This is a genomic window from Natrononativus sp. DTA114, from assembly GCF_059736515.1.
Genome location: NZ_JCASSN010000002.1, coordinates 108,350 through 134,283 on the forward strand (window position 1 = coordinate 108,350; position 25,934 = coordinate 134,283).

At 66.3% G+C, this 25,934-nt stretch carries 28 protein-coding genes; 13 read left to right on the top strand and 15 right to left on the bottom strand.

Annotation, left to right across the window (positions count from 1 at the left end; translation table 11 throughout):
• Nucleotides 1–40: 40 nt before the first annotated feature.
• Nucleotides 41–1,054 (top strand): DUF4349 domain-containing protein, encoded by a 1,014-nt coding sequence (locus tag AC6I6S_RS08495; RefSeq protein WP_497949470.1) that lies wholly within the window; start codon nt 41–43, stop codon nt 1,052–1,054.
• Nucleotides 1,055–1,192: 138 nt separating this feature from the next.
• A complete protein-coding gene (locus tag AC6I6S_RS08500; protein WP_497949471.1) occupies nt 1,193–1,786 on the top strand; it encodes an NADPH-dependent FMN reductase in 594 nt (197 codons plus the stop codon).
• Nucleotides 1,787–1,794: 8 nt separating this feature from the next.
• On the opposite strand, the gene AC6I6S_RS08505 is transcribed toward AC6I6S_RS08500, so the two are convergent.
• From AC6I6S_RS08505 to larB, 4 genes are all read right to left on the bottom strand, one after another.
• Nucleotides 1,795–2,463, bottom strand: a complete 669-nt coding sequence (locus AC6I6S_RS08505) for a cupredoxin domain-containing protein (protein ID WP_497949472.1) — start codon at nt 2,461–2,463, stop codon at nt 1,795–1,797.
• Nucleotides 2,464–2,521: 58 nt separating this feature from the next.
• Nucleotides 2,522–2,776 (bottom strand): GIY-YIG nuclease family protein, encoded by a 255-nt coding sequence (locus tag AC6I6S_RS08510; RefSeq protein WP_497949473.1) that lies wholly within the window; start codon nt 2,774–2,776, stop codon nt 2,522–2,524.
• A gap of 71 nt (nt 2,777–2,847) precedes the next feature.
• Complete coding sequence (locus AC6I6S_RS08515; RefSeq protein ID WP_497949795.1) at nt 2,848–2,997, bottom strand: DUF7563 family protein; 150 nt, start codon at nt 2,995–2,997, stop codon at nt 2,848–2,850.
• Between the two features lie 102 nt (nt 2,998–3,099).
• A complete protein-coding gene (gene larB, locus AC6I6S_RS08520; RefSeq protein ID WP_497949475.1) occupies nt 3,100–3,876 on the bottom strand; it encodes a nickel pincer cofactor biosynthesis protein LarB in 777 nt (258 codons plus the stop codon).
• A gap of 227 nt (nt 3,877–4,103) precedes the next feature.
• Between larB and AC6I6S_RS08525 the strand changes: the two genes are divergently transcribed.
• Nucleotides 4,104–4,271, top strand: a complete 168-nt coding sequence (locus AC6I6S_RS08525; protein ID WP_497949476.1) for a DUF1931 family protein — start codon at nt 4,104–4,106, stop codon at nt 4,269–4,271.
• A gap of 67 nt (nt 4,272–4,338) precedes the next feature.
• On the opposite strand, the gene AC6I6S_RS08530 is transcribed toward AC6I6S_RS08525, so the two are convergent.
• The 4 genes from AC6I6S_RS08530 to rpiA all read right to left on the bottom strand — a co-directional run bounded on the left by AC6I6S_RS08530 (nt 4,339) and on the right by rpiA (nt 7,863).
• On the bottom strand, nt 4,339–5,352 hold the full coding sequence (locus tag AC6I6S_RS08530; protein WP_497949477.1) for an MBL fold metallo-hydrolase: 1,014 nt from the start codon (nt 5,350–5,352) through the stop codon (nt 4,339–4,341).
• A gap of 106 nt (nt 5,353–5,458) precedes the next feature.
• A complete protein-coding gene (locus AC6I6S_RS08535) occupies nt 5,459–5,902 on the bottom strand; it encodes a DUF6653 family protein (protein WP_497949478.1) in 444 nt (147 codons plus the stop codon).
• A gap of 89 nt (nt 5,903–5,991) precedes the next feature.
• A complete protein-coding gene (gene fni, locus AC6I6S_RS08540) occupies nt 5,992–7,062 on the bottom strand; it encodes a type 2 isopentenyl-diphosphate Delta-isomerase (protein ID WP_497949479.1) in 1,071 nt (356 codons plus the stop codon).
• A gap of 99 nt (nt 7,063–7,161) precedes the next feature.
• On the bottom strand, nt 7,162–7,863 hold the full coding sequence (rpiA, locus tag AC6I6S_RS08545; RefSeq protein ID WP_497949481.1) for a ribose-5-phosphate isomerase RpiA: 702 nt from the start codon (nt 7,861–7,863) through the stop codon (nt 7,162–7,164).
• A gap of 100 nt (nt 7,864–7,963) precedes the next feature.
• Here rpiA and AC6I6S_RS08550 point away from each other — a divergent pair, with 100 nt between their 5' ends.
• On the top strand, nt 7,964–8,758 hold the full coding sequence (locus AC6I6S_RS08550) for an ABC transporter ATP-binding protein (RefSeq protein ID WP_497949482.1): 795 nt from the start codon (nt 7,964–7,966) through the stop codon (nt 8,756–8,758).
• Entirely contained in the window at nt 8,755–10,047 is a 1,293-nt protein-coding gene (locus tag AC6I6S_RS08555; protein WP_497949483.1) for an ABC transporter permease, read from the top strand. Before AC6I6S_RS08550 ends, AC6I6S_RS08555 begins: the two co-directional genes overlap by 4 nt.
• Here AC6I6S_RS08555 and AC6I6S_RS08560 read toward each other — a convergent pair whose 3' ends face one another.
• A complete protein-coding gene (locus AC6I6S_RS08560; protein WP_497949485.1) occupies nt 10,048–10,605 on the bottom strand; it encodes a DUF5518 domain-containing protein in 558 nt (185 codons plus the stop codon).
• A gap of 38 nt (nt 10,606–10,643) precedes the next feature.
• Nucleotides 10,644–11,744: an AI-2E family transporter gene (locus AC6I6S_RS08565; RefSeq protein ID WP_497949486.1), complete on the bottom strand. Its 1,101-nt coding sequence runs from the start codon at nt 11,742–11,744 to the stop codon at nt 10,644–10,646.
• Nucleotides 11,745–11,833: 89 nt separating this feature from the next.
• Here AC6I6S_RS08565 and AC6I6S_RS08570 point away from each other — a divergent pair, with 89 nt between their 5' ends.
• Together AC6I6S_RS08570 and AC6I6S_RS08575 are read left to right on the top strand one after the other, a co-directional pair.
• Nucleotides 11,834–12,928: a thiamine ABC transporter substrate-binding protein gene (locus AC6I6S_RS08570; RefSeq protein ID WP_497949487.1), complete on the top strand. Its 1,095-nt coding sequence runs from the start codon at nt 11,834–11,836 to the stop codon at nt 12,926–12,928.
• A 249-nt stretch (nt 12,929–13,177) separates the two neighbouring features.
• On the top strand, nt 13,178–13,882 hold the full coding sequence (locus AC6I6S_RS08575; RefSeq protein ID WP_497949488.1) for a CHRD domain-containing protein: 705 nt from the start codon (nt 13,178–13,180) through the stop codon (nt 13,880–13,882).
• Between the two features lie 179 nt (nt 13,883–14,061).
• On the opposite strand, the gene AC6I6S_RS08580 is transcribed toward AC6I6S_RS08575, so the two are convergent.
• Nucleotides 14,062–16,431: an ATP-dependent DNA helicase gene (locus AC6I6S_RS08580; RefSeq protein ID WP_497949797.1), complete on the bottom strand. Its 2,370-nt coding sequence runs from the start codon at nt 16,429–16,431 to the stop codon at nt 14,062–14,064.
• A gap of 152 nt (nt 16,432–16,583) precedes the next feature.
• Between AC6I6S_RS08580 and AC6I6S_RS08585 the strand changes: the two genes are divergently transcribed.
• Nucleotides 16,584–17,423, top strand: coding sequence for a M55 family metallopeptidase (locus AC6I6S_RS08585; RefSeq protein WP_497949490.1), 840 nt, complete (start codon nt 16,584–16,586; stop codon nt 17,421–17,423).
• Nucleotides 17,424–17,462: 39 nt separating this feature from the next.
• Entirely contained in the window at nt 17,463–18,050 is a 588-nt protein-coding gene (locus AC6I6S_RS08590) for a DUF1684 domain-containing protein (RefSeq protein ID WP_497949491.1), read from the top strand.
• Nucleotides 18,051–18,091: 41 nt separating this feature from the next.
• On the opposite strand, the gene AC6I6S_RS08595 is transcribed toward AC6I6S_RS08590, so the two are convergent.
• Nucleotides 18,092–18,772 (bottom strand): class I SAM-dependent methyltransferase, encoded by a 681-nt coding sequence (locus AC6I6S_RS08595; RefSeq protein ID WP_497949493.1) that lies wholly within the window; start codon nt 18,770–18,772, stop codon nt 18,092–18,094.
• Nucleotides 18,773–19,012: 240 nt separating this feature from the next.
• On the opposite strand from AC6I6S_RS08595, the gene AC6I6S_RS08600 reads away from it, so the two are divergent.
• The 4 genes from AC6I6S_RS08600 to AC6I6S_RS08615 all read left to right on the top strand — a co-directional run bounded on the left by AC6I6S_RS08600 (nt 19,013) and on the right by AC6I6S_RS08615 (nt 23,256).
• Nucleotides 19,013–20,275: an extracellular solute-binding protein gene (locus AC6I6S_RS08600; RefSeq protein WP_497949494.1), complete on the top strand. Its 1,263-nt coding sequence runs from the start codon at nt 19,013–19,015 to the stop codon at nt 20,273–20,275.
• A gap of 346 nt (nt 20,276–20,621) precedes the next feature.
• Nucleotides 20,622–22,247 (top strand): ABC transporter permease, encoded by a 1,626-nt coding sequence (locus AC6I6S_RS08605; protein ID WP_497949495.1) that lies wholly within the window; start codon nt 20,622–20,624, stop codon nt 22,245–22,247.
• 75 nt (nt 22,248–22,322) lie between these two features.
• On the top strand, nt 22,323–22,901 hold the full coding sequence (locus tag AC6I6S_RS08610; protein ID WP_497949496.1) for a DUF7090 family protein: 579 nt from the start codon (nt 22,323–22,325) through the stop codon (nt 22,899–22,901).
• Between the two features lie 19 nt (nt 22,902–22,920).
• Nucleotides 22,921–23,256, top strand: coding sequence for a nucleoside triphosphate pyrophosphohydrolase (locus tag AC6I6S_RS08615; protein WP_497949498.1), 336 nt, complete (start codon nt 22,921–22,923; stop codon nt 23,254–23,256).
• A 144-nt stretch (nt 23,257–23,400) separates the two neighbouring features.
• Here the strand turns inward: AC6I6S_RS08615 and AC6I6S_RS08620 are convergent, their stop codons facing one another.
• The 3 genes from AC6I6S_RS08620 to AC6I6S_RS08630 form a co-directional block, all read right to left on the bottom strand.
• Nucleotides 23,401–24,183, bottom strand: a complete 783-nt coding sequence (locus AC6I6S_RS08620) for a DUF7089 family protein (RefSeq protein WP_497949499.1) — start codon at nt 24,181–24,183, stop codon at nt 23,401–23,403.
• Nucleotides 24,184–24,615: 432 nt separating this feature from the next.
• The gene (locus AC6I6S_RS08625) at nt 24,616–25,530 is read right to left on the bottom strand and encodes a Zn-ribbon domain-containing protein (RefSeq protein ID WP_497949500.1); all 915 of its coding nucleotides are present in this window, start codon (nt 25,528–25,530) and stop codon (nt 24,616–24,618) included.
• Nucleotides 25,530–25,931 carry a DUF2073 domain-containing protein gene (locus tag AC6I6S_RS08630; protein WP_497949502.1) on the bottom strand — a complete coding sequence of 134 codons (402 nt, stop codon included), beginning with the start codon at nt 25,929–25,931 and terminating at the stop codon, nt 25,530–25,532. The genes AC6I6S_RS08625 and AC6I6S_RS08630 overlap by 1 nt, the downstream gene beginning before the upstream one ends.
• Nucleotides 25,932–25,934: the final 3 nt, after the last annotated feature.

Consider the following 25,934-nt stretch of genomic DNA (forward strand, 5'->3'; position numbering starts at 1 on the left):
TTACCCCGAACGTTATAGTATATTGCGACAGTTTCAAATCATGTCACGGAGGGTGATTCTCGTCGCGGTCGTCATCGTACTCGCAGTCACGGCCGGCTGTCTCGGCGGCGATTCGGGCGACGAGGGCTCGATCGAGGACCGGGGGAACGGTGCCGAGACGGCGGACAGTGAGGCTGGCGCCGACCGCGGCGAAGACGGGGCGGCGAGGGCGGCGGTCGACGTCGACGACCGCCAGTTGATCAGGACGGCGTCGCTTTCGGTGACCGTCGACTCGTTCGAAACTACCCGTGCGAACCTCACCGGAGCGGCGAACGCGGCCGGCGGCTACGTCAGCGACGCCGACGAACGGACCCACGAGCGGGGGAACGAAACGTGGCGAACCGGGACGGTGACGTTCCGCGTTCCCGCCGACGAGTTCGAGTCGTTTTACGCGACCGCCGAAGCCGAGGGGACGGTGACGAACGCCGAGACGGAAACCGAGGACGTTACCGACCAGCTGGTCGACCTCGAGGCGAGACTCGAGAACGCAGAGCAACAGCGCGAGCGACTCAGAGGGCTGTACGAGGACGCCGACGAGACCGAGGCGGTGCTGGCCGTCGAGGAACGGCTGAGCGAGGTCCAGGAGGAGATCGAACGGCTCGAGGCCGAGCGGGAGTCGCTCACCGATCGGGTGGCGTACTCGACGGTGACGGTGAGTCTGGAGGAGTCGCCGCCGCCGGCGACGAAATCGTCGGCGGCGAGCTGGTACGAGACGAGCGTCGTTTCGGCGTTTCTCGCCTCGATCGGCGGCGTCGTGACGCTCACGCGCGCGACCGTCGTCGCGGCGGCGTACGCGGCACCATACCTGCTGGCGCTCGGCGGGCCGGTCGCGCTGCTGTACGGCGCGAACCGGCGGTTCCGTCCCGGATCCCGGCTGACCGGAACGGCGGCGAACTCGGGGTCCGGCGACTCGACCGTGCCGGAGGATTCCGCCACGCTGAGCGACGCGAGTGTGCCGGACGAGAGCAACGGGCCGCTCGAGGCGAAACCCGGCGGCGAGGACGAAACCGAGTAGCCCCTCGAAATCCGAGACGGCCGGAGACGTCCGCGGGGACCGGGTGATGGCCCGGACCCGCCCGCGGGCTCGTCGGCTCAGAATCGATGCAGGGGGAATTCCGACGGCGTTTTACCACCTGCTCTGATAGTACGTGTAATGAGTGGCCCCCCCTTCGTGGTTGCCGTCTGCGGCAGTCTCCGCGACGAGAGCTACACGCGAACCGCACTCAAATACGTCCTCCGCGCCGCGGAGGAAGCCGGCGCCGAAACGGAGTTACTCGACCTCGGCGAGTACGATCTTCCCGTCTACGATCCGGACGTCGACGACCAGGGCGACGGCGAGGAGGTAATGGCGATCGCCCGCGAGGCCGACTCGATCGTTCTGGGGACGCCGGTGTACCACGGCTCGTACTCCGGCGCGCTGAAGAACTTCCACGACTACTGCGGCTGGGACGAGTACGAGGACACGACCGTCGGCCTGCTCGCGACCGCGGGCGGCGGCAGCTACGGCTCGACGCTCGATCACCTCCGGATCACGGTGCGGGGCGTTCACGGCTGGGTGCTTCCCCACCAGGTCGGCATCCGCAACGCCTCGAGCCGGTTCGAGGCCGATCCCGACGCCCCCGACGACCGCGCCTTCCTCGAGGAGAAACTCCAGGAGCGTGTCGAGAAACTCGGCCGTATGCTCGTCGAGTACGCCTACATAGATCCCGAGGTCACCTCGCCGCGGACGGCCGAGGCCGACGACTGACGGGACGGTTACTCGGAAAATCCACCGTACTTGAGAAACACGTACGACAGCCCTAGAACCGCGACCAGCGAGGCGACCGTCGCGACGATCAGCGTCGTCGCGGCGTCCGGGACGAGTACGGCTGGTCCGGCGCCGCCCCCCTCACCGTTCTCCCCGACGACGATCGAACCGACCATTCCCAGCCCGATGTGCGGCGTGCAGTGGTACTCGTACTCACCTTCGACATCGAATGTGTGTTCGTACTCGAAACCCGTGTTCTCGATCGGCTCGTGTCCTTCCCACTCAGCCTCCTCCGGTACGCTGTCGACGGAGATGTTGTGGTTGTCGGTCTCCCAGACCCAGTGGACGGTCGTGCCGGGAGTGATCGTGAGCGGGCTGTCCGTTCCGGGCTCGTAGGCGTAGTCGACGACTGCGACTTCGGCGACGTCACCGGTTTCGGTCTCGCCGTCTTCCGCTCCTTCGTCCTCGGTCTGTTCGCCGTTCGTCTCGTCTTCGGCACCCTCGTCCTCGGCCGGCTCTCCGTTCGGATCGTCCTCCTGTGCAGTCCCGCTCGAGGGGGCCACGAACGATCCGACGGCGAGCGCTGCACCGACGAGGAGCGGCCGTCGCGCCAGTCGGTTCTCGATCGATTCCTCGCGCTCGGCTTCGGAACCCGGTTCCGGGCTGTACGGTGACATGGGGCGAGAGTCCTACGACCTCGAGTGATAAAGAACGAACACGTGCCCGCAGGTCCCGTTACTGGGAATCGAACCCGATCAGTCGCTCCTTCTGGCGGCGCGTGAGTTGTTTGATCTCGTACTCCCGGGACATGGCCTTTGACCGGCACTCGTACCGTTCGTGGTGAACCACATCGACGGGCGTCCGTCCGCGGGTGTACTTCGCTCCCTCACCCCGGTCGTGTTCGGTGACGCGTCGCTCGAGGTCGGTCGTGTAGCCGGTGTACAGGGTTCCGTCGGCACACTCGAGAACGTAGACGATATGCCCAGCCATCGCCGGCTATAGGAGGGGTCGATCAAAAAGCGTCTCGTGACGTGGTGGGGGCGAGTGGGTTTTGGTGGCTTTCACGCGGTTCGTGAGCGTTCTCTGGCGACTTCTGCGATTCCCGCGTTTGCGGAACAGCTTATACAGGCGTGGATTTCGCCGTACTCGTCGGCGAACACTCGGGCGAACCGTTCGGAGACGTGCGCGCCGCAGTGGTTGCACTCGGGCATGGTCACGCCGGCGTCGGCCGGCAATCGATGCTACTCGGCCAGACGATAAATACCCTTTCCCAAACACGGTTAGGATTTTGGGTATGGGAACAATATTTTTCCCTATTCGGAGTCTCGAGGGGAGTCAACCGCAGTATCGATTGCGCGAGCGATCAACACCGCCTGTGCGCCGGCGACGAATCCGGCGTCGATGTTGACCACCGACAACACCGTACACGACTGCAACAATCCCGAGAGCGCCGCCTCTCCGTTACCACCGTATCCGTAGCCGCTCGAAACTGGAACACCGATGACGGGTGTGTCGACCAGGCCGGCGACCACGGTCGGAAGCGCTCCCTCGCGACCGGCGACGACGATCAACACGTCAGCATCGCGGAGTCGGTCGACCTGATCGAGGATCCGGTCCAGCGCGGCGACGCCGACGTCGTCGATGCGATCGACGGCAGCGCCCGCGTCCTCACAGACGACCTGCGCCTCGTCGGCAACCGGTCCGTCGACGGTTCCAGCCGTCACGAGCCCCACCGTCGCCGAGAGCGATGGGGTGTCGGACGCCGGCGTCCGCACGACGAGCGTCTCCCCCCGAACGTCGAGCGATGCGTCGGGAAACCGCTCGACGAGATCGTCCTCGAGCGCCTCGCGCTGGGCGTCGCTGACGCGAGTGAGGAGCGCCCGATCGGTCGCCTCGAGAGCGGCGCGTGCGAGTTCCGTCACCTCCGCCGGTGATTTCCCCTCCGCGAGGATCGCCTCCGGAATGCCCCGTCGTCGCTCCCTGGCGGCGTCGAACCGCCCGGCGTCGCCCGTTACGTACCCCGCGAGTTCGGCCTCTGCCTCCGTCGGCGAGAGGTCGCCCGCGGCGACGGCCTCGAGAATATCGCGCATGCGTACCGATCAGGTGGTCTACCTACTCGAATCCGTCGCTCCCCCGGGCAGCGCGTGCGAGCGTCATCGCGGCGGAGAGTCGGTCCGCGAGACGTGTCGGTAGTTCATACAACATATACTTTCCGGTGGTCGGTGCCGTCGAAACGTGCGTTTCGGACCCCAACGGGGCGGTATCACCGATTCTAAACGGAACACTTATATGAGGGAAGGGGGAACGGATACATCGTATGGCAGACCTTATCGTCAAAGCCGCCGTGAAGGAAGCACTCGATGACAAGAACGTGGCCTCGGACTTCTACGACGCACTCGACGAGGAAGTCTCCGAGCTGCTCCACGACGCTGCACGACGTGCAGAAGAGAACGACCGAAAGACCGTCCAGCCGCGCGACCTGTAAACCGGCCGATTCAACGACGTTTTTTTGCGACCACCACGCCAGCGGCTGTGCCGTGACGTAACCGAGTCTATCTCCCCGAGAGTGGCCACTGGTCGTCGCTCCGGGCGGCGAGTCCGTCCGCGGTTCCCTCGGCCAGACGATAACCGCCGTCGGCTCGCTCGACATCGCCGGTCGCAACGAGGTGCTCGAGGTGGGCGGACGCCTCGCCGGGGCCGTGGATGATGTGGATCTCCGAGAGTTCACCGAACAGGCGAGCGCTGACCGTCCAGGCGTCTGCCGGCTGCCCCTCCGAGAGCGCCGACAACACGCGGTAGGCGCGCTCTTCGTGGTGCTCGAGGATGAATCGCGCCCTGTCGGCCGGCTCGTCGATCGGATCGCGGTGACCCGGCCACGCCCGGTCGAACCCTCGATCGGCGAGGCGCTCGAGAGTGTTCACGTAGTCCGCGAGCGGCCGGTCGACGCGGACGTCCGCCCCGCCGACGTTCGGCGTGTACTTCGGCAGGAGAGCGTCGCCGGTGAGCACCTCGGTACCGTCCGCCGGCGCGGGGTCACCTCGCGGGACGAAACAGCACAGTCCCGCCGTGTGACCCGGCGCGTGAAGCACCTCGAGTTCCAGGTCGCCGAACTCGAGGCTGTCGTCGCCCTCGAAGGTGGTAACGTCGACGTCCTCGCCGTAGATCCCCGCCTCCTCGCCCGCGGCGAAAAAGGCGAGCAATTCCTCCCGCGCGTCGTCGGGCATCCCCCACGCCTCGAACAGCTCCCGCTGAGTGTCTTCCATCGCCGCCCAGGCCGCCTCGTCGCCCGCGATCAGCGGTGCGTCGGCCGCGTGAGCGTAGACGTCGGCCCCGCTTTCGGCCTGGATCTCGCCGGCCAGCCCCGTGTGGTCGGCGTGGTAGTGGGTGAGAACGATCGCGTCGAGGTCGGCGAATTCGGTGTCGTAGGCCGCCAGACCGGTCTCGAGTTGCTCGCGAGTCTCGTCGACGGCGACTCCGGTGTCGACCAGCACGGTTCGCTCGCCGTGGAACAGGTAGGCGTTGTTCTTCCCCTCGAAGACGGTGTTCCCGAGCGTGATCCGTTCCATCGGCTGGGGGTACACGGCGAGCGATTATCAGTCGTTGGAAACGTGACTCTCGGGAACCCGGGTCGGGATCTGTTTGCCGTCGACGGACGGCTCTCACCGGACGAGTTCACTCGCGGTTCTCGTGGTCCTCGTACAGTCGAACCATTCGTCCGAAGAAGAGGATCATCAGGACGAGTGAAAGCCCCGTTCCGATCGCCGTCCGGACAGGTCGACGCTCGACCGCAGCCCGAATCGTGTACAGGTAGACCGGAGCGCAGACCGCCGTGAATACCGTTTCCCTCGACGCCAACAGCCCCCGTTCCATCCACACCCGCTCACCCAGCACGGCGCGCGTCGCCCAGGCCTCGTCGTCGCGGGGCGGAGAAAACACGAGCGGGTTCGCGATGGCGAACGCAAGTGCTCCGGCTGCGAGCAGACGGTCCCGGCGGTACACCGCCAGGATCAACGCCGGGTAGGTCAATACGAGCGTCCAGACACTCCACGGGTTGGCGTGTCGCGACCAGAGGCGATGGTTTTCGAGGAGAGCTGTTCGTGAGTTCGACCCGGTCATGGCGGTACATCGCGCCGAGAGAATAAACGTCTCACTCACTGCGGGAGTCGCTGACCGGTTCCTCCCGGACGCACGGACAGATTCTCGGTCTACTCGAGCCCCGCCGCCCGCTGCGCTATGTACTCCTTGGTCCGCCCGAGAACCACGTACTCGGTCTCCTGAAGCTCCGCGACCGATCCGGAGCCGGTGACGAACATCGCGGTCCGTAACTCGAGTTCGAGCGTCTCGATCAGATCGACGACCGCATCAGTGCCCTGCCCCGCCGGTGCGAGGAACGGCTTGGCGAGCCCGCCGGCCCGCGCGCCCAGCGCGATCGCCTTTGCGATATCCAGGCCGGAGCGGACGCCGCCGCTGGCGATGACGCAGTCGTGGGCGCTCGCGGCCTCGAGCGTGCTCACCGCGGTGGGGACCCCCCAGGCACGAAACAGCTGGCCGATCCCCTCCTGACGGGTGGCGCCGACCGCAGCGGCCCGGTACGATTCGATCCCCGACCAGGTCGTTCCGCCCTGGCCGGCGGTGTCGATGGCGTCGACGCCCGCGTCGGCGAGCCGTTTCGCGGTCGATCTGGAGATGCCGTTGCCGGTCTCTTTGACGACGACCGGAACGGACAGATCGGACGCGACCGCCTCGATCTCGTCGAGACAGCCTCGCCCGTCGACGTCGCCCTCCGGCTGGACCGCCTCCTGGAGGAAGTTGAGGTGGATCGCCATCGCGTCCGCGTCGATCATCTCGACGGCTCGCTCGACGTCGGAAACGTCGTACTCGAGCAACTGCGCCGCGCCGACGTTGCCGTACAGCAGTGCATCGGGGGCGACCTCGCGGACGACGGTGTAGGACTCGAGCAGGTCCTCGTCGTCGAGTTCGAGCCCCGCGCGCTGGCTGCCGACGCCCATCGCGATCCCGGTCTCCTGGGCCGCCTCGGCCAGCGAGCGGTTGATCTTCGTCGTGTTTGGATGCCCGCCGGTCATGCTCTCGATGACGATTGGGGCCGAAAGCTCGCGGCCGAACAGCGTCGTCGAGGTGTCGATCTCGTCGCGGTGGAGTTCGGGAAGTGCCTCGTGGACGAGGTCGATATCGCCGAAGCCGGCGCCGGAGGTTTCGACGTCCTCTTCCTGGATGATGCGGATGTGGTCGTCCTTCCGATCGGATGTCTCGGGCATCGCTCTCGTACGGAGAGGTGGGAAGGGGGTATTGAAAAGGTGTCCATTCGAGGACCCGTCCCGCCCGACGATCGCGCCACGCGACACTCGAGGCCGTCGTCAGTGCTCGAGTACGTCGACCCCGTCGTCGGTTCCGACGTAGGTCGCGTCGGCCATTCCGACGAACAGCCCGTGCTCGAGGACGCCCGGCAGCGCCGACAGCCGATCCCCCAGCGCCGCGGGGTCCTCGATCGAGCCGAACGCACAGTCGAGCACCAGGTTGCCGTTGTCGGTGACGACCGGGCCGTCCTTCCGTTCTGCGTCGCGAAGCGTCGGCTCCCCGCCCAGTTCGCGGACCCGCTCCGCGACGACCGTGTGCGCCGCGGGGAGCACCTCGAGGGGCACCGCACCGTCGAGGGCCTCCACGAGCTTCGAGGGATCGGCGACGACGACGAACCGGTCGGCCGCCGCGTCGACCAGTTTCTCGCGGGCGTGGGCCGCCCCGCCGCCCTTGATCAGCGCGCCGTCGTGGGGACCGCCGTCGACGACCTGATCGGCCCCGTCGATCGCCAGATCCACACCCGAGACGGCGTCGAGGTCGGTGAGCGGGATGTCGGCCTCGAGCGCCAGCTGCCGGGACTGAAACGAGGTCGGAATCCCCCGGACCTCGAGACCGTCGGCGACCGCCTCGGCGATCGCCTCGATCGCATACGCCGTCGTCGAGCCGGTGCCGAGCCCGACGACCGACCCGTCCGTGACTTCCTCGGCCGCGCGCTCGCCCGCCCGCCGCTTCGCCGCCTCGGAGCCGCCCGCCGTTTTCATACCTCCACGAGCGGGCGGCTGGGTGAAAAGCGTTCACCTCGCCGGCCCCGAACTGCCCCCTTCGCCAAGGCTTTTCGCTCGCGGCCCCGAGGAAACGCGTATGGATTCGGGTTCTGCGGCGGACACGGCCCCTGGACAACGGCGGGAGCCGGCGCCGGCGGTCGTCCTGGACGACGTCCGCAAAACGTACCACGTCGGCGAGCCGGTCCACGCCCTGGACGGCGTGAGCCTGACGATCCCGCGGGGGTCGTACACCGCGATCATGGGGCCGAGCGGCTCCGGGAAGTCGACGCTGATGAACCTGATCGGCTGTCTCGACACGCCGACCGAGGGGTCGGTGACCGTCGGCGGCCAGCGGGTCGACGGGCTCACCGACCGCGAGCGGACCCGGCTTCGAGGGACCGAAGTCGGCTTCGTCTTCCAGACGTTCAACCTCATGCCCCGGCTCTCGGCCCTCGAGAACGTCGCCCTCCCGCAGCTCTTTCAGAGCGTGGATCGGGACGAGCGCCGCGACCGCGCCCGCGACCTCCTCGAGCGCGTCGGTCTTGGCGACCGGGCCGACCACCTGCCGAACGAGCTCTCGGGCGGCCAGCGCCAGCGGGTCGCCCTCGCGCGCGCGCTGGTGAACGATCCCGCCATCGTGCTGGCCGACGAGCCGACCGGCAACCTCGACAGCGAGACCGAAGCCGACGTGCTCGACCTCTTCGCCGAGTTCCACGGCGCGGGCACTACCATGATCGTCGTCACCCACGAGCGCCACGTCGCCGAGCGAGCCGAGCGGATCGTCCACCTGCTCGACGGTCGCCTCGAGCGAATCGAGGAGTTCGGCGAACCCGGTGAGCCGGCGCCCGAAACCGCCCCCGACGGGGAGAGCGCGGAGGCGAGCGACGAGTGAACCCGCTCGAGTCGCTGCGGCTCTCCTGGCGATCGATCCGGGGCCACCGGCTGCGCTCTGCACTGACGACGCTGGGCGTGATAATCGGCATCGCGGCCGTGATCACGTTCGTCACGCTAGGGGCGAGCCTGCAAGCGGGGCTGATCGGCGATATCAGCCCGGACGACCAGCGCAACCTCTACGGCTGGGCCGCCGACCCCGCCACCGAGGGCGGCCCGCTCGCGGGCGCCCAGCCGGTATTCAGCCAGGCCGATACGGACGCGATCGCGGACCTCGAGGAGGTCGACTCGGCCTACGGCTACGCCGCGGTCCAGGCTCAGTCGGTCGCCTACGACGGCGAGCGGGTGCCCCAGGGCGACGGGGTGATCGCGGCCGGGCCGTCCTACATCCGCGAGGGCGATCTACGCGAGGGCAAGCAGTTCGCGGCCGGCGAGCGCGAGGCGGTGCTCAACCCCGCGGCTGCCGCCCAGTTCGAGACGAACGTCAGCGTCGGCGACGAAGTGGCGATCACGACCATCGGCGGCCAGGAGATGACGGCGACGGTCGTCGGAATCACGGACACTTCGGAAGGCCTGAGCCCCTTCGAGGGGTTCGAGGCGTCTCCCCGGATCTACCTCCCGACCGATCCCTACTACGTCGAGGGAGCGGCTGGCATCGGGTTCGACGGGGGCGGTGAAGAGGGCGACGGTGAGAGCGACGCCGGCGGGGCGAACCCGCGGTTCGTCGCCATCGTCGTCGAGGCCCCCTCGCCCGATCAGGCGGCCGTCGACGACGCCCGGGAGGCCGCCATCGCCTACCTCGAGAGCGACGAGAGCGACGCCGGGGAGTTCCTCGGCGACGACCTCGCGGTCACCATGCAGACGAGCACGGAACTGCTTCAGCAGCTCCAGGACATCCTCGATCTGCTCCAGAACTTCATCGTCGGCATCGCCGCCATCTCGCTGCTCGTGGGGTCGATCGGCATCGCGAACATCATGCTCGTCTCGGTAACTGAACGGACCCGCGAGATCGGGATCATGAAAGCCGTCGGCGCGCAGAACCGGGACGTCCTCGGGCTCTTTCTCGCCGAGGCGGTGATCCTGGGCGTCGTCGGCGCGGTGCTCGGCACCGCCCTCGGATTGTTCGCGGGCTATCTCGGCGCGTGGTACATCGACCTCCCGCTGGTCTATCCCCTCGAATACGTCGCCCTCGCGATCGCCGTCGGCGTCGTCGTCGGCATCGCCTCGGGACTGTACCCCGCCTGGCGGGCGGCCCGGACCGATCCGATCGACGCGCTCAGATACGAGTGATCAGCGGTCGACACGGTCGTCGGAGTCGACGTCCAGCCGGTCGGCCTCCCTCGAGTCGCGGGCCGTGTCCCTGGACGCGTCCGCCGCGTGCGGGTCGGCTCCCCGCGTCGGCCGCTGTCGGGCGGCTCGCGATCGGTCCGATCGTTCGCTAGGGGAAAACCCGATCGTCTCGCGGGTCTTGCGGCGGTGGTCCGGATAGTCACGAGCGAAGTACGCGCCCAGATACCCCCCGAGCGCCCCCAGCCCGACGGTGTACAGAAAGAGCGCCGTTGCGGCAAACCCGAAGAACAGCAAGAGGGCAACGAACCCCCCGGCCGGTAGACCGCCGACGCCGAATCCGAAGCCGAAGAAGGCGAGAAACACGAACCCGATGGCCGCGATCGGCAGGAACGTGATCGCACCCGACAGCCCCCCGGCGAGCAGCCCGTCTCGCCCGTCTGGACCCTCGAGAAAGCCGCTCACTGCGCCGCCGAGCAGCGTCGAGAACGGGAGAAACGAGAGGACGATCGCGACGAGCGCACCGATGATCGCGTGAACCGCGGTTCGGCTGGATGTCATAGTCCGAGCTACGGACGCGAGTAGCAAAAAGTGGGCGGCTACGGGGAGGGCGTGTCCTCCGGGCTACGGGCGTCGGAGGCGGGTTCGGAGGCGGCCGACTCGAGATCGGTATCGGCCGACTCGAGGGGCGACCCGTTTACCTCGTCTGCGAGCAGATCCACGGCCTCGACGAAAACGGCGACGATGAGCGGGCCCACGACGATGCCGATCGCCCCCAGCGTGAAGAGCCCGCCGGTGAAGCCGACGAAGTAGAGGCTCCCTGGCAGTCCCGCGGATCGATGGGCGAGGCGCGGTCGGACGGACACGTCGGGCAGCCACGCGACCAGCGCGACGCCGAGGCCCCCGACGAGGAGCGCGGCGATCGCGTCGCCCATCGCCAGCTCGTAGAGCGCGACCGGAACGACCAGCAGACTGGGGCCGATGATCGGTACGAACTGGAGGATCGCGGCGATGATCGCCATCGTGAAGGCCGCATCGTAGCCGAGCGCCCAGAACAGCGGATAGCCGATCACCAGCGTCGCCACGGAGGTCGCGACCTGTAGCACGTAGATGGCGTACAGCGTCTCCCGGGCGCGCGTCGCGAGCGCGTGGACGATATCCCGGTATTCGCGAGGGACGGGCGCGATGGCCGCCCGTGCGGCCGCCCCACCCTTGAGCAACAGCGCGAACAGCAGGATCACGAACAGCGCGAACTTGATCGCGAGTACCGGCATCGACGCGGCGAGCGAGAACGCGAGCCCCCGGAGGTAGTCGATCGCGACCGTCTGTACCTCGCCCGCCTCGAGAACGTACGTCGTTTCGAGGACCGTCACCGTAAGCTCCGCGGGCAGCCCCGCGACGAGGGTAATCAGGTCGTCGACTCGAAAGTACAGCGTGAGCACGATCGGCGAGAAGACGGCGACGACGCCGACGAAGCCGACGAGCGTTGCCGCGATGGCGGCCGTCCACTCCGTCAGGCCGCGCCTGATCAGCCAGCGATGAACCGGAACGAGGACGTAGGCGACCGTGAGCGCGAAGAGGATGGTGCCGAGCACCTCGAGCAGGATCGCGCCGGTGACGACGCCGAGGGCGGCGACGACGGCCGCGAGCACGTATCGACGTTGCCGCGAGTCATCCAATGAGTCTGTTCCGGAGGTCACAGCAGTGGGTCACGCGCAACCGGCAAAACCTTTCGCGTTACAGGAACGTGATCACGGCGCTTAAGACCACCCGGTATCAAAACCGCGTAATGAACCGACGAACGTTCCTGCGAGCCGCCGGCGGTGTGAGCGCGATCGGCCTCGCAGGCTGTGTCACTCGTGAGAGCGACGACGAGGAGCCCGAACCCGAAGAGGGCGACGAGGGAGAGCTTCGCGTCGCCACTTACAGTTCCTTCGTCGACGGCGAAGATCCGGCCGGCGAGTGGATCAAGGAGGCCTTCGAGGAGGAGTACCCCGACGCGGATCTCACCTGGACTGTCCCCGAAGAGCGGGTGAATCACTACATCCAGCAGGAAGAACAGGACGTCACGATCGAGGCCGACGTTTACGTCGGTCTGAACGTCGACGACCTCGCACGCATCGACGACCAGCTCGGCGACGGCGCGCTGTTCGAGCGACTCGAGCGCGACCGCCTCGAGCACGCCGACCGGGTCCGGGAGGGCCTCGATATGGGCGACCCCAGCGACCGGGTGCTCCCCTACGACACCGGCTACATCAGCCTGGTGTACGACGAGAACGAGGTCGACACCCCGGAGACGTTCGAGGATCTGACCGACTCCGATTACGAGGGGACGCTGCTGGCCCAGAGCGCCCAGACCTCCGACCCGGGCCAGGCGTTCCTGCTGTGGACGATCAGCGAGTTCGGCGAGGACGACTATCTCGGCTACTGGAGCGACCTCGTCGGAAACGACGTTCGCATCCTGGGCGACTGGTCGAGTTCCTACGAAGCCTACACCAACGAGGAACGCCCCATCGTAGTATCGTACTCGACCGATCAGGTGTTCGCGAGCGCCGAGGGTGCCGACATGAGTCGCCACCAGGTCGCGTTCCTGAACGACCAGGGGTACGCGAACCCCGAGGGGATGGCGGTCTTCGAGGACACCACCCGTCCGGATCTGGCCTACGCGTTCGTCGACTTCATGCTCTCCGAGGAGGCCCAGGCCGAAATCGCGGTCCGGAACGTCCAGTTCCCCGCCGTTTCCGACGAGTACGTCGACCTCCCCGAGGACTTCGACCAGTACGCCCACGAACCCGAGGAGGCGGTGACGATGGGCTACGACGACCTTCGCGGAAATCTCGAGGAGTGGGTCGACGACTGGGCTCGAGAGGTCATCGAACAGTAAGCCGAGACGGCGCTACCGGCGCAGTTTCTCGCGATACACACTGGGTTCGGGAGAAACCACGGTACGCCATGGAACGGTCGGAAATCGCGGATTACCGGCGAAAGAGGACGCCGATGCGAATACGAATTGCGAACGTTTCAGCGTGGAAATAGCCGCACGAATCGAGGTGAATCGATGGTTAAATTGTGATGTCAATGTTAGGGAAAATAAAACTATGATGGCATCCAGCCTCCCTTTCCGGGAGGTACTATGCAGGAACTCGATCACAACCGACGAACGGCCCTCAAGGTACTCGCCCTTCTCGGTGTCGGCGCGACCGGTACCGGCGTCGCAGCGGCCGACGAACACGACGGGGACGAACACGACGGGGACGATCACGAAAAGGACGATCACGACGACCGCCAACCCGACTCCTCCGGTCTCTATCTCGCCCATCTCGACCCCCAGGAAGGCGTCGAAACCAACGCGCGGGGAGTGGCGGCCGTCCAGGAGCGTCAGGGTGGACTGAAGTTCGTCGTCGGCGTCTCGAACCTCGAGAATACGATCATGGGGCACATCCACGAGGACGAGGTTCTCGGACCGATCGCAGTCTGGCTGTACGACTTCTCGACGCAGGCCGAACGGCTCGAGGAGGGGTCGTTCACCGGCATCCTGGACGCCGGAACGATTACCGACGAGGCCATCGCAGCGGGACGCGTGCCGGAGGCCGAGTCGGAGACCGTCGGCGAACTGCTCGGGAAGATCGAAGCCGGCGAAGCGTACGTGAATATCCATACGGAAGCGTATCCGAGCGGCGAAATCGCCGGGCTTCTCGCCCCGTTCGACCCGTCGGGAGTGATGCAGCCCACCGACCCCGACGACGAACCGGAGGACGAGCCCGATGAGACGACTGACGAGACCGAACCCGATGAACCGGTCGACGATTCCGACGAAACGGACGACACCGATTACTGACGGTGTCACGACCAGCACTCCGTGACATCACGGATGGCACCCGGCTCTAAGGCCGGGAGATCGACAGTCCGTACCGAACACGTTGGGTAACGCGGTGACCGTCAACCGGCGGGTGTCGGCGGGCTCTCGAGGTCGGCGCGACGCGTCGACCGGCGAAGCGGTCGCCGGTCGCCGGCGGCTCAGTCGAGCCGACCCCGAAACCGCTCGAGGCCGAACTCGAGCATGTCCGGACTCACCGGCTGGAACTCGTCGTCGGCCGGGAGATACTCCCGTACCGAATCCCAGCTATCCCGGGCGTAGCGCTCGTCGAGGAGCACTCGAACGCCGACGTCCTCGGGACTCCGGATCACCCGACCGATCGCCTGGCGCGCTTTCCGGACTGCCGGAACCGTGAGCGCGTAGGCGAAGCCGTCACCGAACTCGTCGTCGTAGGCTCGCCGAACCGCTTTCGTCCGGGGGCTCGAGGTGTTGACGATCGGCACCCCGCAGATCACCGCCGCCGCGAGCCGGTCGCCGCTGTAGTCGACGCCCTCGGTGAGCGTTCCCCGGAGGCTGGTGACGAGCACCTTTCCCTCGCCCGCGAAGAACTCGTCCTTGAGGGATTCGGTCGCCTCGTCGCCGCTCGAGGCGTCGAGGAGGATCGGTTTCTCGAGGCAGTCCTCGAGGACGCCCGCGGCCCACTCGGCCTCGCCGTAACTCGGCATCCCGACGAGGACGTTGCCGGGAACGCGGCCGACTTTCGCGAGCGCGTCGGCGTAGGTGGTTCGGGTCGGGTTCTCCTCGTGCGGTGGCCCTCGATTTCCGTATGTGAACTTCGGGAGCGCAACCGCGAAGCTCTCCCGATTTTCCTCCGGGAAGTGCAGCCCGTACTGGCGTTCGGCGACGGGGCGGCCGTCCTCGAGTTCGAGGTACCGGAGCCCCGTCACCTCCGTGAAGGCGTCCATGGGCTCGAGGGTCGCGCTCATCAGGACGCCGCCGCCGAATTCGGAGAGTCGGGCGCCGATGGCGTCGCTCGGCACGCAGTTGTACAGCGCGAGCCGGGCGGTGTAGGCCCGCCGCCAGGTGTCGGCGGGTTCGGTCTCGTCCCAGGTGCGCTCGAGTTCGATCTCGCGGAAGTAGTCGGTGTGGCCCTGTCGGTACCACTCTCCCAGCAGACGGCCCACGGCGGGGGCGGCGCGGCTCTTCTCCTCGTCCTCGGCCTCGTTCAGAATCCGTTCGACGACCGCGCCGACGGTTTCGGCACGGACCCAGACGGCGTCGTTGTAGCCCGCGCGGGCGGCCCACTCGCTAATCTCGTCTTCCGCCGGTTCGGCCGGGTCTCGCAGCGGGATCTCCGCGTCCTCGAGGCTCGTCAGATCCGCCTCCCAGTTCGGAAACTCCTCGTCGAGGTGGGCGCGAACCCGCCGATCGAGTTCCCCGCGCAGGTCCTGGAGGAACTCGAGGGTTCGCCGGAGTTCCTCGATCGAGACGTCGGTGTCGTTCAGTTCCGCGCGCACGAGGTCGGCGTCGGCGGTTTTCGACCCGCCCTGGGTTCGGCTCCCCCGCCGATCGTCTCGGATCGGCTGGAGCACCCGCGAGAGCTCGGTTTCGGCGTCCCGGAGGGTGGTGTCGGCCACGCCGTCGCTGACCAGGTCGCGCACTCGCGGCTCGAGCATGTGGGCCTCGTCGCAGACGACGAACGTCGACTCGTCGAGCAGCGCACCCGTAAATGCCGCCGTCGTTGTCGGGTCGAACGCGTGGTAGTAATTCCCGATGACGACCTCGACCGATCCCAGGAGGGCGCCCATCACGGAGTGTGGGCAGGTGCCGTGTCGAACCGAGTTGGCGACGAGAGCCTCGGGGGTGATCAGCCCCGCTTCGGTGAAGTCGAACGGCACCGCCTCGGAGGCGTGGCCCTCCTCGTCTTCGGGGAGATCCTCGAGGTACTGGGCGTAGAACGGACAGTACTCGACCTCGCTGCCGACCGGGCCGCCCTCGCTGTACTCCGGGAGGTCGGGCGGGTAGGGGGTGGGTTCGCCCGCGGTCTCGAGATAGCGCCCTGCCGTCGCTCGACTTCCGCTGTCGGCGAGGCCGATCTGCTGGCTGCGCGCCTGGCCGGCGAGCGACCCGGCGGTCGTCGAGCCGCCCTCCCCCGTCAGGTCGCGGGTGCGCTCGCGCAGGGTCTCACACCGGTCGTAGACGTTCCCGTCGTCGATCCCGCCCGCGTTTTCGCGGTTGTACGGACAGATGTCGGCCTTCCCGACGAGCGTGAGCCCCGAGACAGGGTTCCAGTCGGCGGGGAGATTCTCGTTGATCGTCTCGAGGTCCGTTTCGAACTGGCGCAGTTGCTGTTTGACGCTCGTGAGCACGAACACGCGCTCGAAGTCGGTGTCGGGGTCCCGAACGAGGTCGATGCCCGCGGTGAGGGCGATCATCGTTTTCCCCGTCCCACAGGCGCCCTCGATCACGGTGTAGCCGCCCTCGCGTGCGGTGTCGACGGCGGTCTCGATGCCGTCGACCTGCTCGTCGTAGGGCGTTTCGTGGCCGAACACCGCTCGCCAGTCGCTCATCTTCTCCGTACTCATCGTCGGTCGTCCATAGGGGTGTCGGACCGAACTGGCGGCGGGATCCGATATAAACTCTCGGCTCAAGGCGGGTCGGGTCCGAAGCACTGATGGCCGCGGGCGCAACCGATTTGACCCCGCCGCGAGAGGTGCCACCCATGCGCGTATTCATCTCCGCCGACATGGAAGGTGTCTGGGGCGTCGCGACCGACGAGGACGTGACGAAGGAAGAACCCGAGTACGAGGCCGCCACCGAACGGATGGCCGACGACGTCAACGCGGCGATCGACGGCGCCCTCGAGGCCGGCGCCGAGGAGATTCTGGTCAACGATTCGCACTCGACGATGCGCAATCTCGAGCCCGGCGCCCTCCGCGAGGAGGCGCGGCTGATCCGCGGCAACGCCAAACCCCGGTCGATGGTGCAGGGGCTCGAGGCGGCCCACGACGTCGCCTTCTTCGTCGGCTACCACGCGATGGCCGGCACCGCCGATGCCGTCCTCAACCACAGCTACTACTCGAGCGATCTCCACTCGCTGTCGGTCGACGGCCGCGAGGTGGGCGAACTCGGCTGCAACGCCGGGGTGGCGCGCGCGCTCGGCGTTCCCGTGGGGCTCGTCACCGGCGACGACAAGACCGCTCGCGAGGCAGAAGACGAACTCGAAGACATCGAGACCGCCGTCGTCAAAGAGGGGGTGAGTCGGTTCTCGGCGAACTTCCGGCCGAAGGAAACCGCTCGAGCGGCGATCCGCGAGGGCGCCGCGACGGCCGTCGAGACCGCCCGCGACGGCGGCTTTTCCCAGGCCGGCGCGCCGACGCCCCGGATCGAGATGGAGTGGGCGACGACGAACCTCGCGCGGGCGGCGACTCGCGTCGAGGGCGTCGACCGCGTCGACGGCCGAAGGGTGCGGATCGAAGGCGACGAGTATCCGGCAGCCTACGAGACGGTGATCGCGACGATCAGAGCCGCCGCGGCCGGTCGTTCGACGTACTTCGGATAGAACCACAACTCACTCGAGCCCCCGCCGTCTACGGCGGGTATGACCGACGACGCGGCGTTCGACCCGGAGCGCTGGCGCGGGGAACTCGAGGAGAAACGAACCGAGAAGAACGACTTCTTCGCCGAGCACCCCCAGTCCCCGATCCCGCCGGACGAACGAGACGACTTCGACGGCCTCGAATTCTTCGACCCCGATTCCCAGTATCGAGTGGGCGCGACCGTTTCGCTGACCGACGATCCGGCGGCCGACCCCGTCTACATGGAGACCACTACGGGCGGAGAGGTACGCTATCTCCGGACCGTGACCCTCGAGTTCGATCTCGAGCGCGAGGATCCTGGCCTCGCGGACGGAACGTTCGAACTGGCGGGCTACGAACAGGAGGGGAGCGCGGCGGGGACGCTGTTCGTCCCCTTCCGGGACAAGACGACCGGCCAGCAGACCTACGAGGGCGGCCGGTACATGGAGCTCTCCGCCGACGACGACCTCGGTGACGGCGACGAGATTATCGTGGACTTCAACCTCGCGTACACCCCCTTCTGTGCGTTCAGCGAGACGTTCGAGTGCCCGCTCCCGCCGGAGGAAAACTGGCTCGAGGTGGCGATTCCCGCCGGAGAGAAGTTCGAGTAGGCGCCGCCCCGAGAGCAGGGAAAAGACGACTCGAGTCGAAATCAGGGGGCGACGCCGACCGTCAGCAGGGTCCCGTACTCGCGGTAGCGCTCGACCATCTCCTCGCGGGTGTCCCAGTCGTCGGTGGGAAACGCCGCTTCGGCCGGAATCACGATCTCCCGGTCCGGGACGTTGTCCTGTTCGGCGACGTGGAGTCCCGCCTCGCGGAACGCCTCGCGGTACTCCTCGCGGTCCCAGCGGGTCATCTCGACGGAGATGTTCTCCTGCCACCCGTGGGAGTGGACGTTTTCTTCGTAGTAGTTCACGGCGCAGTAGAAGGTGCCGCCCGGCCGGAGGATACGAGCGATCTCCTCGAGCGTTCCACGGGGATCAGCGGCGTAATAAAAGGCCTCCATCGTCCAGACGTGGTCGATCGAGTCGTCGGCGAACGGCAGCGCGTCGAAGTCCCCGACCACGTAGCTGACCTGCGGATCGTCCGTGTAACTCGCGGCGTTGCGCGCCATCTCCGGCGCGCCGTCAAGGCCGTAGATCCGTCCCGCGTTCTTCGTGTCTCGCAACGCGCGCCCGGCGTAGCCGCTTCCGCAGCCGAGGTCGAGCACCGTCTCGCCTGCCTCGACGGGCATCCGCGCGAGCGCGTGTTTCGCCGTGTGCCAGTGTCGTTCTTCCATCCCTCTGTCCCGGCCGTCGGCGGCCCAGGCGTCGAATTCCTCGCGAACGCTCATAGACGGGGTGTCGGCCGCCCGCAACAAAACGCGTTCGCATCCGCCTCGAGGGGTACGCCGACGCGAACCGATACGTTCTTTAGGCCGGCCTAAAAAGGTGCGAACCGAGGAGTTTAGGCCGACCGAAATCCGTGGGCATCGGGTTTCGTCCCATAGCGAGCTCCTGCTGGCCGACTCCTTCAGCGGTTCTTCCTCTTCGAATCGGAAGCTATTAATGTTTTAGGTCGGCCTAAAACAAGTATGGCTCAGAACGACAACGGACGAAACGCAACGACGATCGACCGCCGGCGGTTCCTCGCCGGGTCGACGCTGGCGATCGGCGGCGTCGCGGGACTGGCGGGCTGTCTCGGCGACGACGAGAACGGAGACGATGCGGGAAGCGGGAACGGCGACGACCACGACGATCACGACGATCACGACGACGACGACGACGACGACGGCAACGGTGACGACGCCGCCGCCGCCGTCGCCGAGGCCGAACCGCTGGGGGAGCCAGTCGACTCGAGTGGAGTCTCCTGGGACGACCTGGGCGACCTCGAGGGCGAGCTCACGATCTACTCCGGGCGCACCCGCGACCAGATCGACCTCGTGTTCGAAGAACTCGAAAACGAGTACGACGGACTGACCATCAACCGCGACTACGACGACAACGACGTTCAGGTCAACCAGTTGGTCCAGGAAGGCGACGCCACGCCGGCCGACGTGTTCTACTCCCAGGACCCGGGTGCACTGGGTGCGGTTCACGACGAGGGACTCGTCCAGCAGCTTCCGGAAGACGTCGTCGAGACCGTCCCGGAGAGCTACCGCGAACCTGACGGACACTGGACTGGGGTCAGCGGCCGCGTCCGCTCGGTCAATTACAACAGCGACCGGCTGGACGAAACGCCGTTCGATAGCTGGGACGAGCTGCCGACGGACATCTTCGAGTACGCGACCGACGACCGGTTCAAGGGAATTATCTCGACGCGGCCGAACTCCGGAACCTTCCGTGGATTCATTCAGGCGATGGTCGACCTCGAGGGCGAAGACGCGACGAGACAGTGGGTCAGCGACTTCATGGATCAGGATCCACAGCTGTTCTCGAGCGGAAGCACCCACGCCGAAGCCATCAACCGCGGCGGCGACGACGATCCGATCATCGGCCTCGGCAACAGCTACTACGCCGCCCGACTCGTCAACGAAGATCCTGACGCACCGATTCGCGTGACCTTCACCGAAGACGATGCCGGCTGTCTGTTCAGCGTTGCGGGTATCGCCGTGACGAACGACGTCGAGGACCCCGAACTCGTCGCCGAATTCGCTCGTCACCTCGTCGCCGTCGAAGGACAGGAGTTCATGATGGACGACAACGGCGAGTTCCCCGTCGTCGAAGGCGTCGATTACGTCGGTCCGCTTCCGAACCCGGACGAACTCAACTCGCCGGCGTACGACCTCAGCGAGTTCGACATGGAGCTGCAGGAAGCTAACGAGCTCCTGGAAGACGAAGGCATGATGCCGCTCTAATTCCGGTCGACGGACGGTCCACGGTAAACCGTCTTCAGCCACCGACACCTGAATCCGACGAGGTCGGATTCCTCTTGCACCGTTCGTTCTCGCCTTTCAACACTCACACGAGGTGTCCGTTTCAATTGTAAACCCGCACGCACTCCGCTTCTCGACTGGAAACCGTGCCCCGATCAGTCGGCGATTACACCGACGTTCGATCGACGAAGTCGATTTCGCTGCCGAGCCGTCGAGTCCTCGCTACCGACCGGAGCCCCCGGCTCGAGAAACTAATCACGAGGTTCAAGAGAATCGAGGGCAGACCGATTCGTAGGAGAACCGATTCCGTCGGCCACACGCATACACGATGAAATCACTCAAAAACGCCGTCGACATCACACAGCACGTCGAAGCGGTCACGGAGCGCCTCGAGCGCGTCGATCCCTGGATGGTCGCCCTGGCTGCGACGAGCGCTCTCGTCGCGTTTCTCGTCATTTCACCGATGTTCTGGCTGGTCTGGCAGGCGTCGACGGTCGAGCTGTCTCGTACGTTCGATCTCATCGTCTCCTCACAGACCGCACGCATCACGGTGAACAGTCTCGGATTAATGCTGTTCGTAACGGCGTTTTCGATCGTGCTCGGCGTCCCCCTTGCCGTTTTAACGACCCGAACAGATCTCCCGTATCCGCGGTTCTGGACGGTCGTGGCCGCGCTCCCGCTCGTGATTCCGAGCTATATCGGCGCGATCGCGTTTACTGGCATGTTCGGTTCGGGTGGTGAAATCGACTCGCTGTTCGGGGTGTCGATCCCGCGTGTGGACGGCCTGTCCGGCGCGACGTTCATTATTACACTGTACACCTTCCCGTACGTTTTCCTGACGACCCGGGCGGCGCTGTTGTCGATGGACAGTTCGCTCGCCGACGCCGCACGGACGCTCAACGCCGGTCCGTTCGAAGCGTTCCGGCGCGTCACGCTTCCACAGATCAGGCCGGGGATCGCAGCCGGCGCGTTGCTCGCCGGCCTCTACGCGATTTCCGACTTCGGAACGCCGGCGTTCATGCAGGCGAGCGTTTTCACGAGCAGGATCTACTGGGAGTTCAGCAGTTTCAACGTCGAGTACGCCGCGTTGCTCGCGCTGCAACTGATCGCAATCGTCGCCGTCGTCCTCGTTATCGAGGCCGGGATTGGCCGCGACGAGGACGCGAGCGGCGGCGTGGGCGCGAGGTCGGGGACCACGATCCGACTCGGCCGCTGGAAGTGGGCGGCGATGGGATTCATCTCGACGATCGGGGTTCTCACACTCGTCGTTCCAGTTGCGATTTTCACGAACTGGTTGTTCCGAAGCGAGGGTGATCCGATCCCGTCGCTCGAGTTCGAGTGGGCGTTCGCGCTCAATTCGGTCCAACTCGCCGCCCTCGCCGCGCTGGTCGCGTGTGCGTTCGCCCTGCCGGTCGCGTACTACTCCGGGCAGACGAACTCGCTGGTCTCGCGGATTCTCGAGCGGGCGACCTACATCGGCTTTGCCGTCCCGGGAATCGTCATCGGCCTCGCGCTGGTGTTTCTCGGCACGCGAACCCTGCCCTCGCTGTACCGGAACGGGGTCTGGCTGCTCGTGTTCGCCTACGTCGTCCGGTTTCTCCCCCAGGCGGTGGGGACGGTTCGATCGTCGGTGCTGCAGGTCGACGACCGAACCCTCGAGGCCGCCCGCACGCTCAACGCCGGTCGGCTGGAGACGTTCCGTCGGATCACCCTCCCACTGATCATGCCGGGCGTCGTCGCCGGCGGCGTGCTCGTCTTCCTGACGACGATGAAGGAATTACCGGTGACGCTGATGCTCCAACCGGTCGGAATGGATACGCTGGTGTCGATCATCTGGGACGCACAGGACGCTCTCGCCTACCGCTATGCGGCGATTCCCGCGCTCCTGCTCGTACTCATCTCGGGACTCTCGATGCTCATCTTACTCCGACAGGAGCGCGGCAACCTCGACTGACCGTGGCGACCGCCCGACGGGACGACTGCACACACCCGCACTCTTAAGTCCATTCCGCAAGTTGTTCACGCCAGCATGGAGTATTCACTCGAAATCGACGGAACGCCGGAGACAGTACCAGGGGGGACCAGCGTTCTACTGCTACATCCGAGCACGGGCGAAACGGACCGCATCGATACCGACTTTCTGAAGACCGATACCGACTCCTTCCTCGTCGTCTCTACCCGAACCACTGCCCGCGAAGTGCGCCAGAAACTCGAGTACTACGACGTCGACGAATCCCGCGCGGAGATCCTCGACACGCTCAGCATCGAACGCGGCTACTCTCGACGCTCGAGTGCGAACGTCCACTACGTCTCCGCTCCCGACAATCTGGACGCCATCGTCGACCACGTCGAGGGCTTCCTCGAGACCCACGACGGCAAGCTCCGGGTGAGCTTCGACTCGATCACCGAACTCGCCTACTACGCCGGCGAGGAGCCCACGCTCGAGGCGACGAAGCGCATTCTCCAGTTGATCGACGACCACGACGCGGTCGGCCTCTTCCACCTCTCCGAGGAAGTTCACGACGACGACGTCGTCGACGACTTCCGCGCGCTGTTCGACGGCGTGATCGACCTCGACGAGGACGACAGCATCGACGTCGAGTTCTGACTCGCGTGTCCGAGTACCCGTGACCAAAACGTACGATAAACTGGTGCGCGACCGCATTCCCGAGATAATCCGCGAGAACGACGAACGGCCGACCACCCGCGTCGCGACCGGCGAGGAGTACGACCGGCGTCTCGCCGACAAGCTCTGCGAGGAGGCCCGGGAGTTCCGCGAGAGCGGCGACGCCGAGGAGCTGGCAGACGTCCTCGAAGTCGTCGCGGCGATCCGCGACAACGAGGCGATCTCGAAGGAAAAACTGGCGACGATCCGGCGGGAGAAACGGGCGGATCGGGGCGGTTTTTCCGACGGAATCGTCCTCGAGGCGGTCGAGCCGACGGAGTCGAAATCGGAGCAGTAACCCGCGAACCGACGAGAGCGAACCGCGGCCGTGCCACCGTCAGTCGGCCAGCGATCCGAGTCAATCGGCCAGCGACCCGAGTCAATCGGCCAGCGACCCGAGTCAATCGGCCAGCGACCCGAGTCAATCGGCCAGCGACCCGAGTCAGTCGGCCAGCGCCTCGAACGTCTTCTCCGCCCACCGGATCGCGTAGGCGGGGCCGTGATCCAGATAGGCCTCCGTTTCGAGTGCAGCGAACGGCGCCGGCAGTTCGAGCCCGTGTTTGATCGCGCTGCAGGCGAGTTCCGTCGCGTCCGCGAAGTCCGTCTCCCCGCGGGCGACCGCGGCCGGCAGGTCCGACACTCGTCCTTCGAGCCGCGAGCCGGCGTCCTGCCAGGCCTCGGCGAGTTCGGGGTGGTCCCCCTGCCACGTCGCGAAGACCTCGCGGGTCTGCAACCCGACCCAGCCGTCGTACAAAGCGGCGGCGACCTGGTAGGTCGCGTTCGGGTCCAGTGGGATCGCCTCGTCGAGGGCGCGGTACTCCCCTTCGAAAAACCCGAGGAAGTGTTCGGGCACCTCGAGACCGACCTCGACGAGCGCCTCCGCGAGCAGGAAATCGATGAACGCCTCGGGCGAGCCCTGAACTCGCGGTTTGACCAGCAAGACCGGTGGCTCGGTCTGTCGCGTCCAGACGACGCTGCCGTCGCCCGGCATTCCGATCGTGAAATCGCCGCTCGCGTACCGGGCGAGCAGCCGTGGGGCGTCCTCGGGGAGCCAGGCGGTCGGATAGCTCGCCGGCTCGAGGGCGTCAACGGCCAGTCCTAGCTCTTCAGCCTGGGCTGGCGGGAGCGTCTCGAAATCCCGTTTCGTGTCGAAGACGAGCGTTTCCGGTGCGTACGCCGACCGAACGTCCTCGACGGCGCTCGAGAGGGGTCGCCGCTCGAACATCAGACGAAGAGGGTCTGGAAGACGAGCAGGATCGACAGCAGCGTCGACGCGCCGACGGTCGCGAGAACGACCTTGGTTGCAGTGCTCATACTCCGTGGCAGTCGGCGGGGTCGCTTAAATCCATCCTTCCGTCCCCCGATCCGTACACTCGTTCGGACATGCCGATGCTCATCTCCCGACGGCATCGGCTTATCGGCTGCTCGCTTTCGGTGAGGACCGTTCGGCTTCGGTTCCGAATCACAACTCGAGAACAGCCCACGGAGACGGACAGATGAGAGGGGGACGCCGTAGCGGCGCCTTCGTCTCGAATGGAACCCACTGTTCCAGTAGAAACGAAAGAGCCGAAGCGGGTCCGAGTGTGCCGATCGGCGGTTCGTTGCAGTGGAATCGAAGGGGTTCCGCCAGTCGACGGAGCGGCCGTCTACCCGGCGGTCACTCGTCGCCGTCTCGCCAGGAGTCGGGAACGTCGATGATATATCGGCCGTCCTCCTGGAGCGAGACGATGTACTCCTCGCGGTCGTAGAGTTCCATCAGATTGAGCTCGTACTGTCCGGGGCTGACGATCTTGATGCTCTCGAACTGATCGTTAAGTTCCTCGCGCAGGTCCTCGAGCGACTGCTCCTCTCCGCTCGGTTCGCTAACGACCCGGCCGTGCTCGGGGGGGGTGGCGCGCTCCTCCGCCGACGCCGAAAGCTCCTCGGGGGAGACGACCTCGCTTCTGGCGTCCGCTTGCGCCGAGTTCTCACCCTCGTCGCTCCCGGTTTCGCCGGCACTGCTATCGGGTTGCGAGTCCGTTTCAGAGACTGGCTGCGAGTCCGTTTCAGAGATTGGATTCGAGTCCGTTTCGGGGGCCGGCGACGGTGCCGTCGACGACCCCGACCGTCGCTGGCTCGCCGATGATTCCGCCGTTTCGGCGGATCGCGGAGACGACGAACGGTCTTCCGGCGGCCGTGCGGTGTCCGGCCATTCGGCGAACTCCGTCGACGGCTCGTCGGCGTCGTCCGACCACGATCTGTCCGTTCCCGGCGTCCCGTCGGAAACCCACCCACGAACGGCGTCCGCCGCGCGCGCGGTGACACCCTCCGACTGCTGGTCGGCCGCTGAACCCTCGTCGGCGCTACCGCTCGAGCGACCGTCGCTGTTGGCATCGCTCGAGCGGCCGCCCTCATCGACGCTCGGACTGTCGGCGTCGGCGCTTCCCGAATCGGCTCGAGGTTCAGCGGCGCCGTCCACGGCACTCGCAGGTGCGAACTGAAACTTGTTGCCGCCACAGTCCGGGCACCCCGACAGCATCTCCTTGGAGCCGTCGGGAAACGTGCGGCCGCAGTTCGTACACTGGTGGGGCATTAGTTGCGGGATACGAGCGCACTGATGAGCGTTTCGTCCTTGTGGAGCGTCTCGATCTGGTTGGCCGGTCCAATCACGGTGAGTTTGTTCGACGATTCGTCGGTGCCCATGATACGTCCGAGCAACGAAGAGTCCCGTGTACCCGATTTCGGGTAGGTTTCGATTTCGATCCCGTTGAACTCGTCGGGGCTGATCTCGGCCATCGTCACCTCGATGAGTTTGCTCTCCTCGTCCGGCGAGAGCCCTTCCTCGAGAATGACGATGTTGCCGTCGTGGACGCCGTCGAGGATCATCCGGATCTTCTCCATACTCGTCAGTCCGTCCATCCGTTCGCCGCTGATCAGATCGATCTGAACGCCGTCACCGCCCGTCCCGTCGTCTGCGTTTCGTGCTTCTGGCATTGG

Excerpts from the sequence above, each read along its gene's own strand:
- AC6I6S_RS08495 (WP_497949470.1), top strand. The coding sequence starts at position 41 with ATGTCACGGAGGGTGATTCTCGTCGCGGTCGTCATCGTACTCGCAGTC.
- AC6I6S_RS08500 (WP_497949471.1), top strand. The coding sequence starts at position 1,193 with ATGAGTGGCCCCCCCTTCGTGGTTGCCGTCTGCGGCAGTCTCCGCGAC.
- AC6I6S_RS08505 (WP_497949472.1), bottom strand. The coding sequence starts at position 2,463 with ATGTCACCGTACAGCCCGGAACCGGGTTCCGAAGCCGAGCGCGAGGAA.
- AC6I6S_RS08510 (WP_497949473.1), bottom strand. The coding sequence starts at position 2,776 with ATGGCTGGGCATATCGTCTACGTTCTCGAGTGTGCCGACGGAACCCTG.
- AC6I6S_RS08515 (WP_497949795.1), bottom strand. The coding sequence starts at position 2,997 with ATGCCCGAGTGCAACCACTGCGGCGCGCACGTCTCCGAACGGTTCGCC.
- larB (WP_497949475.1), bottom strand. The coding sequence starts at position 3,876 with ATGCGCGATATTCTCGAGGCCGTCGCCGCGGGCGACCTCTCGCCGACG.
- AC6I6S_RS08525 (WP_497949476.1), top strand. The coding sequence starts at position 4,104 with ATGGCAGACCTTATCGTCAAAGCCGCCGTGAAGGAAGCACTCGATGAC.
- AC6I6S_RS08530 (WP_497949477.1), bottom strand. The coding sequence starts at position 5,352 with ATGGAACGGATCACGCTCGGGAACACCGTCTTCGAGGGGAAGAACAAC.
- AC6I6S_RS08535 (WP_497949478.1), bottom strand. The coding sequence starts at position 5,902 with ATGACCGGGTCGAACTCACGAACAGCTCTCCTCGAAAACCATCGCCTC.
- fni (WP_497949479.1), bottom strand. The coding sequence starts at position 7,062 with ATGCCCGAGACATCCGATCGGAAGGACGACCACATCCGCATCATCCAG.
- rpiA (WP_497949481.1), bottom strand. The coding sequence starts at position 7,863 with ATGAAAACGGCGGGCGGCTCCGAGGCGGCGAAGCGGCGGGCGGGCGAG.
- AC6I6S_RS08550 (WP_497949482.1), top strand. The coding sequence starts at position 7,964 with ATGGATTCGGGTTCTGCGGCGGACACGGCCCCTGGACAACGGCGGGAG.
- AC6I6S_RS08560 (WP_497949485.1), bottom strand. The coding sequence starts at position 10,605 with ATGACATCCAGCCGAACCGCGGTTCACGCGATCATCGGTGCGCTCGTC.
- AC6I6S_RS08570 (WP_497949487.1), top strand. The coding sequence starts at position 11,834 with ATGAACCGACGAACGTTCCTGCGAGCCGCCGGCGGTGTGAGCGCGATC.
- AC6I6S_RS08575 (WP_497949488.1), top strand. The coding sequence starts at position 13,178 with ATGCAGGAACTCGATCACAACCGACGAACGGCCCTCAAGGTACTCGCC.
- AC6I6S_RS08580 (WP_497949797.1), bottom strand. The coding sequence starts at position 16,431 with ATGAGCGACTGGCGAGCGGTGTTCGGCCACGAAACGCCCTACGACGAG.
- AC6I6S_RS08585 (WP_497949490.1), top strand. The coding sequence starts at position 16,584 with ATGCGCGTATTCATCTCCGCCGACATGGAAGGTGTCTGGGGCGTCGCG.
- AC6I6S_RS08590 (WP_497949491.1), top strand. The coding sequence starts at position 17,463 with ATGACCGACGACGCGGCGTTCGACCCGGAGCGCTGGCGCGGGGAACTC.
- AC6I6S_RS08595 (WP_497949493.1), bottom strand. The coding sequence starts at position 18,772 with ATGAGCGTTCGCGAGGAATTCGACGCCTGGGCCGCCGACGGCCGGGAC.
- AC6I6S_RS08600 (WP_497949494.1), top strand. The coding sequence starts at position 19,013 with ATGGCTCAGAACGACAACGGACGAAACGCAACGACGATCGACCGCCGG.
- AC6I6S_RS08605 (WP_497949495.1), top strand. The coding sequence starts at position 20,622 with ATGAAATCACTCAAAAACGCCGTCGACATCACACAGCACGTCGAAGCG.
- AC6I6S_RS08610 (WP_497949496.1), top strand. The coding sequence starts at position 22,323 with ATGGAGTATTCACTCGAAATCGACGGAACGCCGGAGACAGTACCAGGG.
- AC6I6S_RS08620 (WP_497949499.1), bottom strand. The coding sequence starts at position 24,183 with ATGTTCGAGCGGCGACCCCTCTCGAGCGCCGTCGAGGACGTTCGGTCG.
- AC6I6S_RS08625 (WP_497949500.1), bottom strand. The coding sequence starts at position 25,530 with ATGCCCCACCAGTGTACGAACTGCGGCCGCACGTTTCCCGACGGCTCC.
- AC6I6S_RS08630 (WP_497949502.1), bottom strand. The coding sequence starts at position 25,931 with ATGCCAGAAGCACGAAACGCAGACGACGGGACGGGCGGTGACGGCGTT.